General features: G+C 50.1%; 7 protein-coding genes. 3 read left to right on the top strand and 4 right to left on the bottom strand.

Annotated elements, in window-relative coordinates; genetic code table 11:
- Nucleotides 1-31: 31 nt before the first annotated feature.
- From B2Z72_RS11040 to B2Z72_RS11025, 4 genes are all read right to left on the bottom strand, one after another.
- On the bottom strand, nt 32-2335 hold the full coding sequence (locus B2Z72_RS11040; protein WP_296985034.1) for a DUF2341 domain-containing protein: 2304 nt from the start codon (nt 2333-2335) through the stop codon (nt 32-34).
- Nucleotides 2336-2450: 115 nt separating this feature from the next.
- The gene (locus B2Z72_RS11035) at nt 2451-4724 is read right to left on the bottom strand and encodes a CCXG family PEP-CTERM protein (protein ID WP_296985032.1); all 2274 of its coding nucleotides are present in this window, start codon (nt 4722-4724) and stop codon (nt 2451-2453) included.
- A 180-nt stretch (nt 4725-4904) separates the two neighbouring features.
- Complete coding sequence (locus tag B2Z72_RS11030) at nt 4905-7253, bottom strand: hypothetical protein (RefSeq protein ID WP_296985030.1); 2349 nt, start codon at nt 7251-7253, stop codon at nt 4905-4907.
- Nucleotides 7254-7718: 465 nt separating this feature from the next.
- On the bottom strand, nt 7719-8699 hold the full coding sequence (locus tag B2Z72_RS11025; protein ID WP_296985114.1) for a GlxA family transcriptional regulator: 981 nt from the start codon (nt 8697-8699) through the stop codon (nt 7719-7721).
- A 166-nt stretch (nt 8700-8865) separates the two neighbouring features.
- Between B2Z72_RS11025 and B2Z72_RS11020 the strand changes: the two genes are divergently transcribed.
- The 3 genes from B2Z72_RS11020 to B2Z72_RS11010 all read left to right on the top strand — a co-directional run bounded on the left by B2Z72_RS11020 (nt 8866) and on the right by B2Z72_RS11010 (nt 13918).
- On the top strand, nt 8866-10671 hold the full coding sequence (locus B2Z72_RS11020) for an acyl-CoA dehydrogenase (protein ID WP_296985028.1): 1806 nt from the start codon (nt 8866-8868) through the stop codon (nt 10669-10671).
- 11 nt (nt 10672-10682) lie between these two features.
- A complete protein-coding gene (locus B2Z72_RS11015; protein WP_296985023.1) occupies nt 10683-11477 on the top strand; it encodes a crotonase/enoyl-CoA hydratase family protein in 795 nt (264 codons plus the stop codon).
- 317 nt (nt 11478-11794) lie between these two features.
- Nucleotides 11795-13918 carry a methyl-accepting chemotaxis protein gene (locus B2Z72_RS11010; RefSeq protein ID WP_296985021.1) on the top strand — a complete coding sequence of 708 codons (2124 nt, stop codon included), beginning with the start codon at nt 11795-11797 and terminating at the stop codon, nt 13916-13918.
- The last annotated feature ends 17 nt before the right edge of the window (nt 13919-13935 follow it).

The following is a 13935-nucleotide window of genomic DNA, read 5'->3' as shown; positions in this document are numbered from 1 at the left end:
GTAAAAACCTAAAGCGTGACAACCGGCTGAATTATTTCAGCCGGATGCGGTATTCGTAAGAAAATTCAGGATTAACCGTGTCCGTTGCCGGGTTCATCTGACCATTCAGTTGGATACGGAAATAACGCACCGCAGCGTCATAACCCTCCCCGTCTGGTGTCAGTGTATGGGTGAAGCTGGTGTCAGCATCGTCCGTGCTGGAGTAAGTAATATTGCCTGCGGCCAGGCCGCTGCTCAGAACGCCCACTCCATCAATAAAGGTAACGCCTCCGTTTGCATAAAATTCACTGTCTTCAGAAATGGCCTGAGTAATAAAAACAGAATCTGCATCCGGGCTTAATGCACCTTCATTAACCCCCACAACCTGGATAAGGGCCTGTGCACCAGGAATGGCTTTAGGCGAAGAAGTACCATTCACCGGGTCATTTTCGATTTGAATGGCGGAAGTCAGTCTTAAATCATAAATCCCCCCGCACTGAACAGTGGAGTTCGCTGGCATTACACTAAGAGAGGATGTCTCATTACCTTGAGTCATATACAGATAGTAAGAATCATCGCCACGATATTCGTGCATCCGAAATTCAATGCTGTGATATCCAGCCTCAAGGTACAGTGTAACCGCATTCTGCGGCGACCCGCTGGCTTCATTACCCCCGTAACGTCCTGTTTTAACCTCTCCGTCAATTAACAGTTCTAAAGCATCATCTCCATCTAACGCAAAAGTCCAGGAACTGGCAGTGTCAACCTGAAGATAACCTTCAAATATGGCCATGTACTCCTCGCTGCTTCCAAACGGATTCCCACTTCCGCTGATCCTGCCAAACACCTGCTTACCATCCAGATAATTGTCATTGGCGTACCCTGTCACCAGATTCTGAAAATCCGATGCACTGTTGACGTAAGTGCCCGACCAACTACTGACATCATAGAAACTCACCCATAACCCGTCCGTAGGCGATGAACACGAAAGACCTGCCGGAACGACAGGGTCAATAATTGGTAAAGTATTAGATACTGTATTATCTGATGTATCAGCATCAGACAGCCCTCCCCAATAAGAGACAGTCGCCCCATAAGATGCCGTCGTCGTATAACCGTTGTTATTGTGCGCAGATACCGCCAGCTGTATCGGAGGTAAGACGTCTCCCGGATTGACCGGAAGGTCGTCGTAGGTACAGGTCGAGTTATTACTTGTTTCGTTATTACAATCCCAGCCATCTCCCCAGAATGCCGACTCAATAGTCAGGTTCCAAGCGAGGTTCAGCTGGAAACTGATTACTTCTGTCACTGGCTCAGTGCCAATATTAGCGACTGTAAAGTTCAACTGTTGTGTACTCGTCAACGACCAATATTCGGGCTCATTTGATGTAACAGCCATGTTAACGCCCCCCACAACACTGCTGCCAAATATCACGTCTGTTGAGTCATCATTTACAGGAGGAAATGCCCGGAGACTGGAGTAATTGTCAGTCGTAAACGGCCTCCAGGAGCTACTGCTATCTCCACAACTCCCTGACGTACACACCTCAAGCGCCATTCCACCGTCATTACCACCTTCCGATCCCAGAATTTCAAGGTGATGCTCTCCCGATGATAGCCGAATACGCCCTTGAAGAATGTTGCTGCCATTATTTGTCCAGTTACTATTCCACCAGAGATCACTGCTCCATTGAGCTTCTATCGTTTGTCCATCGACTCTGAGCTCCCCTCCGCGTCCAAAATCGCTTCCGAGTCGAATATAAAACCAACCACTACCAGTCACAGTGAAAAGTGTCTCCATGTACGCAACGTAGTTGGTATTGGAACCATTTGGCAGATCACTGTTTTCGATACGACGCTGATTGGTTATCACTCTATAACCATAACCTGTCACTTCGGGGTTTCCCAACTCTGTATAAGCCTGTTCCCATCCGGACGGGTTAATAGTGCTACTTCGGCTATTATAGGAAATGCCAGATACAAGCGTCGTCGCAGAGCTCGACGCAGAAGAGGAAGAATCATTACCGTAGTAGAGGTAAAAAGTATTGTCTCCGGCAACAAGGTTGGGAAAACGAATAACAATGGTGGCCTGCTCAGCCCCCTGGTTCCAGCTACTGATGTAGTAATTCAAAGGAGTTGAATCATCAGCGGCTATTACCCGCAGGTCATTGCCACTGCTACTCCAGCCGTATGTGGAATGCAGGTCATTGCCTGTTATCTGAACAGTGACACGATAATCAGACTGCACCTGATCGGAAGTCAGCGTAACTTCGGTACGGTAATCCCAATTATTGTCCCAATAACCGAATGCTGGCAGAGGGAACAGCAACACCAGCACTATCATCCGGAAAAGCATCAGACGACCCTGAAAGAAATATCAAGGCCTGATTGTAACTAAATTCTCAACAAATAGTATCCTGACCAAAATTGTCACTGCGGCTTCCTTGCTGCGGATCAGCCGATATACGTGACTATTTAAGCCGGATACGGAACTCATAATCGATCTGCGGGTAACTACTGCCGGTGGGTGAATTCATCTGGCCATTAAAATTCAGCCTGAAATAGCGCACGCTGGCATCATAGCCTTTTGCATCTGCCGACGGAGAAATAACCTGCTGACTGGCATCCAGATACTGCACCGTCGATAGGGTCAAACCACTGGCCAATGCACCACTGCCATCAGTTACCGTAATACCGTTGCCGGCGTTGTAATAGAAATCACCATCGTCCGGAATCGCCTGCAGAATACTGATGGAGTCTGCATCAGGCTGCAGATCGCCTTCATTGGCGGCGATCACAGTAATAGCCGCGGTTGCCCCAGGTATCGCTTTTGGGGAATCCGTGCCGTTCACCGGATCACTTTCAACCTGTACAGAGGATGTCAGCGTCAGGTTGTACACCATGTAGCACTGACGCACAGAATTCGGCGGCACTAATTGCCAACCTGATCCGTTGTTCCAGTACAGATACCAGCTGAACTGATACTGCTGCTGCAGATGGCGGAATTCAATTCTGTGATAGCCAGCTTCGAGGTAGACTGATCCCTGGGCATAGCCTGCACCTTCCGCCGCACCGTGGTTACCATAAATACCGGCCACATAAGTATCGTCGATCCAGAATTCCACATCGTCATCCCCATCCGGGCTGAATGCGTAGCTACCACTGACCGGCACATAGATATAGCCTTCGATCACTGACAGAAAATACGTCAGATCCGTGCCGCCGTAGTAGTAATTAATATCGGATAACACTTCCTGACGCGTTGGTGTACCACTGGCGTAAGTATCGATAAGGCTCTGAAAACCGGCACGGTTATTGGCAAATCCGGAATTATTCGGCACCGTATAATATTTCGCCCAAAGCCCGCCGCCCGGCGCACTGCAATCCGTGCCCGACGCCTCAAGTACATGCACCACCGGCAGCGTACCGCTCACACGGTTATTGCTGACACGCGTTTCTGAGGATTCCAGCGGATAATTCACCACATAGAAATCGTACGCCGCCTGGGCTGGCAGGCTTGCCGAATTCACATAGGCATCGATGTAAAGAGGCGGGAAAGAAGAACCACTGGCCACAGCACTACCGGAATAGGTACAGTCGCCGGAGCCGGTCCAGCTGACAGGACAGGTCCAGCCATTACCACTGCGGAATACGTAGGTCAGAGTTGGTTCATTGCTGCTGACAATGATATGTGTGGTGCCGGTTATTGCTCCGCTGCCAGCATTGGCTGCATTCAGCACTATTTCCGCCGGAGCACCTACACTGTCGGTCCAACGGGCAGGCAGCGTCGCAGTTAATGCAAAGTCGTAGCCCTGCCGATACTCAATCGTTAAGGTTGAATCGTTAGACGGCGGAATGGCGCGGATGCTGGAAAAGTTCGCAGTAGAGAAGTAGCGCCAGTTACTGCTGTTCGTACCACAATTATTGGCCGTACAGACCTGCAGTGCCATACCGCCGTCATTACCACCTTCTGAGCCCAGGATTTCAAGGTAGTGCTCACCGGCCGATAAATTAATTGAGCCCTGCAGAACATCGCCACCATTTGACCAACTGCCATTCCACCACAGGTCATCGCTCCATTGCGCCTCAAGGGTTTGGCCATCCACGCGTAGCTCGCCACCACGACCAAAATCACTGCCAAAACGGAAGCGGATCTGGCCGTTGCCGGTTACGGTAAAACGGGCAGCTATATAAGCCACAAAATTTGTATTGGAGCCGCCTGCTAAGTCACTGTTCTCGATACCATTGAAATTGGTAATGATAGTGGAACCATAACCGCTCGACAGCGCATTATTCAGCTCAGCATACGCCTGATTCCAGTTGCCCGGATTCAGCGTGCTTTGACGGCTGGTATAAGATAAACCGGGCACCAGAGCCGACGTGGCACTGGATGCTGAAGTGGCAGTGGTATTGCCATAGTAGAGATAGAAGGTATTGGTCCCGGCGGCCAGCGAAGGAAAGTTAACCACCACGGTAGCCTGCTGATTTGCGGCATCCCAGCTGACGATGTAATAACTCAGCTGCGTCGAATCGTCTGCCGCGATAACCCGCAGATCATTACCGTTGCTGCTCCAGCTGTAATCCGGATGCAGATCGGCTGCAGTAATGTCCAGCGTCACCCGGTAATCACTGCGCGCCTGATCAGAAGTCAGTGTCGACTCTGTACGAAAACTCCAGTCACCATTCCAGTAGCCCAGCGCTGGCAGTGGAAATAACAGGACTAACAGCACTAAACGGTAAAGCATCGATAACAACCCTGACTATATTCTTATAGCGGAATTGTATCCAAAAACGGAACTCACCGTCTCCTGCCAAATAGTGTCAATAACTGCCCCTCAGCGACAAGGCGTTTCAATACCCTTGCTGGGCAGAAAAGTGATACTGCCGATCAATGTTTCTGCAGCAGGCTACTGTTCAGGCGTTAATCACTTTAACCGTATACGGTATTCATACGTAAACTGCGGATAATTACTGCCATTCGCCGGCGCCATAGTGCCGTTTAAATTCAGGCGGAAATAACGGATGTTTTCATTGTAGTCGCCGTTACCGGCAGGCACATTGAAGTTTGTACCATCCGAGGAATACGAAATTGAATTCAGATTCAGACCACTATCCGAAGCATCAAAACTGACCGGAGCACCGCCATTCAGAAACAGGTCAGCATCAGCCGGTATCGTCTGAGTAACAGCGATTGAATCCTGACCCGGTCTTAGTGTGCCACGATTGGAGGCTACCCCGGTTACACGCACCATAGCACCCGGGATGGCCTTCGGAGAATTCGTATTGTTAACAGGGTCACTTTCAACCTGAAGTGAAGAGGTCAATCGCAGGTCGTAGGCAGCGTAACACTGAAAAAGAATATCCGGACTCACAATGGTCAGATTATTGGTACTCTGACCTTCGCGCATATAAAACTGATAGGTATCATCCCCGTCGTTTTCATGCACCCGATACTCCAGGCGATGGTAGCCGGCTTCCAGAAAGAGAGTGGTGCGCCCCACAATTGCACCATTATTCCAATTATCTACCCCCTGGTAGAAATGGCTATAGACCACATCATTAATCAACACCTCGACCGAGTCATCACCGATAACACCTAAAGACCAATAACCATCGGAAGGAATCCTGATATAACCAGTAAATATCCCAAGATAATAATCGCCTTGATTACTTCCCGGAACGCCACTGCCATTTACAGTGCCAAGTATCTGTGAGGAAAGCGGCGTAGCATCCGGCGTAACTACGAGAGAAATAATGCTGTCAAAATCCGCATGGCTTCGAACAAAATTACCCCTTTCCCAGTCTGCTTCGACATCGTAAAACGTGGCCAATAACCCAGGTCCCGGTACCGCACACTCAGGCGTTACCGCCCGAATCAAATCCACGACCTGTGCAGAACCTGTAATGCCATTATTACTGGGATCTACGTCGTCAGGGTGCTCAACGCTTCCGTTGTAAGTACCGGTGCCGGTAGCCATACCGGTAAAAGACAGCCTGATCGGTGGAAAATCATCACCACCAACAACCGTCGCTCCCGTGTATTGACACTGACCACTGCCACAAGTCCATCCAGCACCTAAAAATACAGAGGTAATGTCAAGGTTACTTGAATTATCCAGCCTGACCGTTACGCCTGCAGAAACTGCATCCGTACCGTTATTACGCACAGTAAAAGTGACTTCTTGTCCTTTATTAGTAAACCAATAGTCAGGCATTGGTGTTGATATAATCGTTAAGTCAACGCCCTGCGTAAGGTTAAGCGTTGAATTGAACGAGCTGACCGAAAGCTCTGGATAAGAGACAGGCGCATCAGAAGTAATAACAATTCCATCTGGGTTATCTGTCGAAAAAGCACGCCAATTTGACCAATTATTGCTTCCGTTAAACCTTCTTCGATATTGCAAAGAGCTGGCTGAGCCAGAGTAATTTTCAGCACCGATTAACGTTATCAGATAGTTGTTCCCACTACGAAACCGCCAACCTGTATCAGTCGTCAACACACCAGCATCGTTATTCCAGTTATTATTCCACCAGAGATCTGGATTAGTCTGATTCCACCTATCAACTGATATTTGTGAGCCATCATTGAGATAAAGACTGGCGCCAAACCCAAAATCGACACCAGCCCGAAACTGATACTGTCCTGTATTAGCAACACTAAAATACGCAGAAACCCGCATAATATAGTCGCCATTAGTGCCACCAGGAATAACATCACTATTACGAACGCCAGTAAATTCCTGAAGCGTTGCTTCACCATATCCCTGTTGACTGGCTGGTGCTGCATTGAATGAACCTTCAGCTTCTTCTCGACTGCCAGGATTGTTTGCAGGAGAATTGTAGCGAGTTTGATATAAAAGCCCGGCAGCCCGCGCAGGTGTTACATCCTGACTAACAGAGCTAGCTCCGTTATTATCGTAAAAAAGGTATAAATTATGATTACTGCCCGAACCAATCGGGGGAAAGTTAGGCACTAAAAGAACGATCGTTGCCGTACGGGCAGTCGCGTTCCAGTCACGTATCTCGAAAGAAATAGCTGATGACTCATTTTCATCATCCAGTGTAATACGCAAATCATCCCCAGCAGCACTCCAGTTATAATCTGCAGATAAACTCTGAGCATTAAGATTCAATACTACCGGCTGATTGGAAAGATCACGACCAGCGCCATTAGAAATCTGCACAATGGTTCTGTATTGCCAGGCACGGCCATAGGCATTGCATGCCACAGAAAAAAATAAGAAAAATACAGCCAGATATAACCGAAAACGCATACAAATACCCGAATAATTCACGGGCGCGATTGTATCTAAAAGTAACCAGAGCGTCGCCTGACAAACTTTGTCACTTACTGACTAAATTGAAAATAGAGTAAGAATGCGGGTTTTTAAACGTTAAATACCGTAAAAATCCCAATAGAATGTGAAGAAATACGCATCAAATAAAACAGTTTATTTCTCCCAGCAAAACAGTCAGAAATTCTGTCGTGCCACTGAGGACAAACTTCAGACGATTTCCTGCAAAAGCTGACCACAGAAATGGCTTTGATGAAGTTGATCGGGTGCCCCAAATAACCAGAAACCAGAGGCACAGACCTCCGGGAAAATACTCCCGGTTTATTTCTTCATGCCTGACGGATCAGAACAGTAATCTGCATGCTAACCGGACTCTGTCCTCTCTACCCTATCCGCCCTCTCTCTATTTATTTATCTACCACCTCATCCTGATAACGATAGCCGTCAGAAACGACGGCTGAAACGACGGCGATATTCGGTTGGCGTTAAACCGGTTTTTTTGCGGAACAGGCGGCGGAACGAGCTGGCATCTTCATAGCCGACATCATTCATCACCACGTCGACGGTGCGTTCGGTTTCTTCCAGTAACTTTTGCGCAGCTTCGATACGGATAGACTGCACATACGAATTTGGCGGCATATCCAGCGCCGAGTTAAAGCGGCGGATCAGGGTCCGTTTGGAAACGCTGAAGCGGTCAGCCAGTTCATCCACGGTAAAGCTTTGTGGATAGTGTTCTTCCAGCCAGACCTGCACCTGTTTTACCAGAACGTCTTTATGGGGTTTGGACAATCGCATCAGCGAGTATGAAAGCTGACTGTCACGACGGTAATCAATAACAAAGGCCTTTGCCGTCTGAATCGCGGCCTCAAAACCAAAACTGCGTTCAATCATATGCAGGCCCAGATCGAACCAGGCCAGTCCGCCCCCTGCGCAATAAATATTATCGTGGCGGGTAATCAGCTGATCCGCTTTCAGATCAACCTGCGGGTAGCGCTGCTCAAAGGCGTCTTTGAATCCCCAGTGCGTGGTCGCCTGCTTACCGTCGAGAATACCCGCTTCTGCCAGCAGAAAATTACCAGTGCAGTTGCCGGCAATGGTCCAGCCTTTGTCATTGGCTTTGCGCAACAGATCGCTCAGCTCCGGGGTCTTACCAAGAACATCGTCCACCGGACCACCGATGGTCGGGATAACAATGGCGTCGACGTCATCGACCTGGTCGTAACTCATATGAGCCATCAGTTGCACGCCGTTGATACAACGTACCGGGCCAGCATCCGGGCTGGCAATACGCACGTTAAACAGACGTTCCGGCTCCTGTCCCTGAATCCGGTTCCAGGTAACCCCGGCCAGACCAAACAGGTCCACAACCCCCGTCATTGCTGACGAAAGGGCTTTGTCATAACCCACGATAACAACGTTCAGCATCTCAGCCACTGCTACTACCCCGCTCTGTGCGTTTTTATTCTCTGTACCCCGGCTGCCCGCAGGCAATCAGGGTGTCACATTCAGCTTTAGTTGTGGCTATATTGACAATTAACGAATGACAACTCAAGCCTGATACTTGTTAAAAATGCCAAACCGGAGAAAATCTGTGGCCCATCTGATGAATAATAAAGATCTCGAGTTCCTGCTTTATCAGGTTTTCGATGCTGAACAACTGACCCGTCTGAGCCGCTATCAGGACCACGACCGCACCACCTTTGATGAATTGCTGAAGACCTGCGGGCGCATTGCCGCCGACTATTTTGAGCCGCACAATGCCAAGGCGGATGAGCATGAGCCGCAATTTGATGGCCATAGTGTGGCAACCATTCCCGAGGTGAAAGACGCCTGGCAGCATTTCGCCAACTCCGGTCTGCTGTCAGCCCGCCACAGTTATGACGATGGCGGCATGCAATTGCCAGCACTGATCAACACCGCCGCCAATGCTTTTTTTATGTCGGCCAACCCGTCCACGGCTGGCTATCCATTTTTAACCAGCGCGGCGGCCAATGTGATTCATGCCTTCGGCAGTGAAGAGCAGAAAAATACCTTTGTACCGCCAATGTTCAGCGGCCGCTTCTCCGGCACCATGGCCCTGACCGAACCGGATGTAGGCTCCTCACTGGGCGATCTGACCACCAAAGCGATTCCTGCTGATGACGGCACCTATCGCATTAAAGGCCAGAAAATGTATATCTCCGGCGGAGATCAGGACATCACCGAAAATATCGTGCACCTGGTGCTGGCGCGGGTGGAAGGCGCCGCCAAAGGCGTTAAAGGTATTTCGCTCTTTATCGTGCCTAAGTTTCTCACCGCGGCAGACGGCACCCTGCAGGACCGTAACGATGTGCAGCTTGCCGGCCTGCTGCATAAAATGGGTTACCGTGGCACCACATCCACCGTGTTGAGCTTCGGCGAAAAAGACAGTTGTGTTGGCTACCTGATCGGCGAAGAAGGCAGCGGCCTGAAATACATGTTTAAAATGATGAACGAAGCCCGTATCGGCGTTGGTCTGGGTGCTGCAATGATTGGTTACCGCGGGTATCTGGAATCACTGGATTACGCCCGTAACCGTCCACAGGGGCGTTCTCCGGTAGAGCGGGACCCGCTGCTCAGCAAGCCGCTGAATATTATTGAACACACCGACGTTAAACGTATGCTGCTGGCGCAGAAATCCTATGTCGAAGGATCACTGGCATTATGCCTGCTGGCCTCACGTTTAGTGGATGAACAGGAAGCTGGTGACGACGCAGAAAACAGTGCAGACAGCGGTATTCTGCTCGACCTGCTTACCCCCGTAGTGAAATCCTTTCCATCCTGGTACGGACCGCGCGCCAACGACCTGGCCATTCAGGTTTTGGGCGGCGCCGGTTACACCCGCGAATATCCGGTAGAACAATGCTACCGCGACAACCGCTTAAATCCGATTCATGAAGGAACCCATGGCATTCAGTCACTGGATCTGCTGGGTCGCAAACTGTGGCAGCACAATGGCAAAGGTCTGAAATTATTAATGACCCGCATTCACGCCACCCTGGCATCGGCCAGCAAAAAAGAACAGCTCGGGACTCTGGTAAGCCTGTATCAGGGACATTTAAAAACCGTGCAGGAAACCACCCTGCTGCTTGGCGGCGCGCTGCAGAACGGCAAAGTCAGCGAAGCACTGGCAAACTCTGCGGTGTATCTCGATATGATGGGTAAAACCGTAATTGGCTGGCTGTGGCTGGAAATGGCAGATAAAGCCATCGACGCATTTGCAGACTCTTCAGTACTGGAAGATCAACATTTTATGCAGGGTAAACTGCAGGCTGCGCAATATTTTGTGCGCTGGGAACTGGCAGAGATTCCGGCTCAGGCCAATATTCTGCAATCCTTTGATGCAACCTGTGCTGATATGCACAACGACTGGTTTTGAGGTCATCAATTATGAGCGAAAACATTTCAGACAAAGTTTTAATCGAAGCCAGCGATCATATCCTGACTATTACCTTTAATCGTCCGGAAAAAATGAACGCCCTAGACCCCGAGAGTTTTTATTTACTGGCTCAGGCACTGTATCGCCTGCACACAGAAGATGATCTCCGCGTTGGCATTATTCAGGCCAATGGTCCGCACTTTACCGCCGGGCTGGAACTGGAGAAGTGGGCACCGATTTTTGCTAAAGGAACAGTCCCGGAATTACCACAAGATCATATCGACCCCTACGGTATTAATGGCGAAAAATTAAGTAAGCCTCTGGTGATGGCGGTACAGGGCATCTGTTATACATCCGGACTGGAATTATTACTAAACACCGACATCCGCGTAGCAACCGCCGAAGCCCGCTTTGCCCAACTGGAAGTTAAGCGCGGCATCTACCCCTGTGGTGGTGGTACCGTACGTTTGCCGGAAGAAATCGGCTGGGCCAGGGCACAACGTTATCTGTTAACCGGTGACGAATTCACCGGTCAGCAGGCTCATGACTGGGGCATGATTACAGAGCTGTGTGCCGCAGAAGATGTACAGTCGCGGGCACGTGAACTGGCCATGAAGGTTGCTGCCGCAGCACCACTGGGGGTACGCTCTGCGCTTAAGTCCTCAAAAACCGCCCGTCTGCTTGGTGATACCCAGGCACTGCAACATGTCTTCGACGATATGCCAGCGGTGATGAGCAGCGATGATGCCATGGAAGGCGTACGCTCTTTCCTTGAGCGCCGGCCGGCTGAATTCAAAGGACGCTGAATTCAAAGGACGCTGAATTTAAAGAACGCTGAAGCGCGTTAGATACAGCCTTCCTGCTGCCAACTGAAAACACACTCAGCATCTGAAATCCAAATCAACACCCGACACACAAACTGAACATCAGCGTTCAGTTTGTGGGTTTTCTTTCTGCTTTTTACTCCGACCTTTCCTCTGCCTTTTGCTTTCGCCCCTCAATCCCGAAGCAGCGTATTTGTTCCCAGCCGCACAAAAAATTAACAATTCCGGCAAATATCCGGCTAATTCAGTCAGGCATTCTATACTGATAAAACTATTCACTAACCACCCCGGAGAAGCAGATGCGGTCCCTGCCACTGCGCACCAAGCTGTTTGCCGTTACAGCCGCTATTGTATTGTTGATGACCATGACCCTGACCTATGTGAGCTATCAGGGCATTACCGGAATGACCGGCCAGATTTCAGAACAGGTACAAAGCAATCTGCGCGACAGCGCACTGAAGAACCTCAGCAGCAGCGCCCATGCTTATGGCGCAGAAGTCGGAGGGCATATCAATTCCGCTTTCCGTATTCCGACGCTGGCGTCGGCACTGATTGAAAGCAACCTGAACCAGTCTCAGCAAATGAGCCGGGCCTCAGTCAGCCGGGCGATGGAAGCCATGTTACGTTCAGCACCGTTTATCAGCGCCATCTACGCGGTCATGGAACCGAATGGCTATGATTACGACCGCAGCTACGTCGGCAGCCCTGCCGACCACACCGTCGCAGCGGATGGCTCAATTTATATTTATTGGGTTCGTAATGCCGACGGAAATCTGGTGTCTTACAAACAGGATTCCGCTGACGATAAATACGATACAACACCTGATGAATTTGGGCAGAGAGCGTCTGAGTGGTATCTGTGCCCGAAAGACAGCGGTAAATCCTGCCTTATCGAGCCGTATAAATATGAAGTGACGGAAGGCCAGGAAGAATTGATGACCAGCCTTACCGTTCCGGTCATGGATGGCAGTCGTGTCGTGGGGGTTACCGGTATTGATATTAACCTGCCCGTCTTTCAGCAATTGTCTGAAGAGCTGAGTGCCAAACTTTACCAGGGACAGGCACAGGTCACCCTGATCAGCAGCAAAGGGCTGGTTGTTGCTTCAAGCCGGAATAAAGCGCTGGATGGCCGCCCATTATCACAAGCCATGCCGCAGGAAGCCGCAAGGATTAAAGCTCTGCAGGGTAAAGGCAGCGGCACCATAGCCACTGACGAAAAAATTATTGTGACTTACGATCTGCCGGTTTACGCCACCGGCACCAGCTGGACCATGATCATTGAACTGCCGGCCAGCGTTGCGATGTCAGCATTGGATACTCTTATCGGAGTAATTGCTGACGGTCAGCATCAGGTCATCCGTAATCAATTAATTGCTGCATTCATCCTGGCTATTCTGTCTCTGGTAATGATCAGCGGACTGATCCGTTCGGTTTCCGGCCCGCTGGCAACGATTAATCGTCAGGTGAAGAATCTGTCCAGCAGTCATGGTGACCTGACCCAGACGATTGAGTTAAATACCCACGCTGAACTGATCGAACTGAGCGGTGGCTTTAATCAATTCCTGCAGAAATTACGCGACATGGTGAACACGCTTAAAGATGTCAGTACCAGTGTGCGTCAGCAGGCCACAGGAAATCAGAACATCAGCCGCACCACAAAACAGAATACCAGCCAGCAACAGCAGGAAATGGATAACGTAGTGACCGCCACCCAGGAAATGTCCGCCACCGCTCATGAAGTATCTTCGATTGCCAGCAACGCTGCAGAAAGAGCCAAGGATATTCACGGTACCATTAAAGATTCACAGAATATCCTTTCCCTCGCAGCTGATTCGGTTCTTGAGCTGACGGAAAGCATGTCGACCGCCAATGCCTCCATCAGTCGTGTGGCAGCACGTTCTGATGATATTAATAAAATTCTGGAAGTCATCCGCAACGTTGCCGAACAAACCAATCTGCTGGCACTGAATGCAGCCATTGAAGCGGCCCGCGCCGGCGAACAGGGCCGGGGCTTTGCTGTCGTAGCCGATGAAGTACGGACTCTGGCATCGAAAACCCACGCTTCGACTGAAGAAATTGATGCGCTGATTTCCAGCCTTCAGCAGGAGGTCGATACCACGGTTAATATTATTGAACAGGGCGGTCAGCGTGCCAGTGGCGCAATGGACTCTACCCAGAAAGCCAACAGCGCACTGCACGCCGTGGTCGAAGGCATCGGCGATATTGCCGACCATATTAATCAGGTCGCCACCGCAGCCGAAGAACAGAGTTCCACCAGCAATGAAATCACCCGCAACCTGACCGTTATTGGTGATGCCACCCAGAGCCTGGCGCAGCTGGCCAATGACGCCAGCCTGAGCAGCGAGCAGGTCGCAGCTCAGCTGGATAAACTGGATGCTCAGTTGGCCCTGTTAAAAAGCTAAAAAGCTGAAAAGCTGAA

The sequence above is a fragment of the Thalassolituus sp. UBA6592 genome (assembly GCF_002433655.1).
Lineage (GTDB): Bacteria > Pseudomonadota > Gammaproteobacteria > Pseudomonadales > Oceanobacteraceae > Venatoribacter.
This window is presented reverse-complemented; position numbering and strand designations above follow the sequence as displayed.

What these genes read in the sequence shown, in the direction of transcription:
- B2Z72_RS11040 (WP_296985034.1), bottom strand. Translation starts at nt 2,335, where the DNA reads ATGCTTTTCCGGATGATAGTGCTGGTGTTGCTGTTCCCTCTGCCAGCA.
- B2Z72_RS11035 (WP_296985032.1), bottom strand. Translation starts at nt 4,724, where the DNA reads ATGCTTTACCGTTTAGTGCTGTTAGTCCTGTTATTTCCACTGCCAGCG.
- B2Z72_RS11010 (WP_296985021.1), top strand. Translation starts at nt 11,795, where the DNA reads ATGCGGTCCCTGCCACTGCGCACCAAGCTGTTTGCCGTTACAGCCGCT.
- B2Z72_RS11030 (WP_296985030.1), bottom strand. Translation starts at nt 7,253, where the DNA reads ATGCGTTTTCGGTTATATCTGGCTGTATTTTTCTTATTTTTTTCTGTG.
- B2Z72_RS11015 (WP_296985023.1), top strand. Translation starts at nt 10,683, where the DNA reads ATGAGCGAAAACATTTCAGACAAAGTTTTAATCGAAGCCAGCGATCAT.
- B2Z72_RS11025 (WP_296985114.1), bottom strand. Translation starts at nt 8,699, where the DNA reads ATGCTGAACGTTGTTATCGTGGGTTATGACAAAGCCCTTTCGTCAGCA.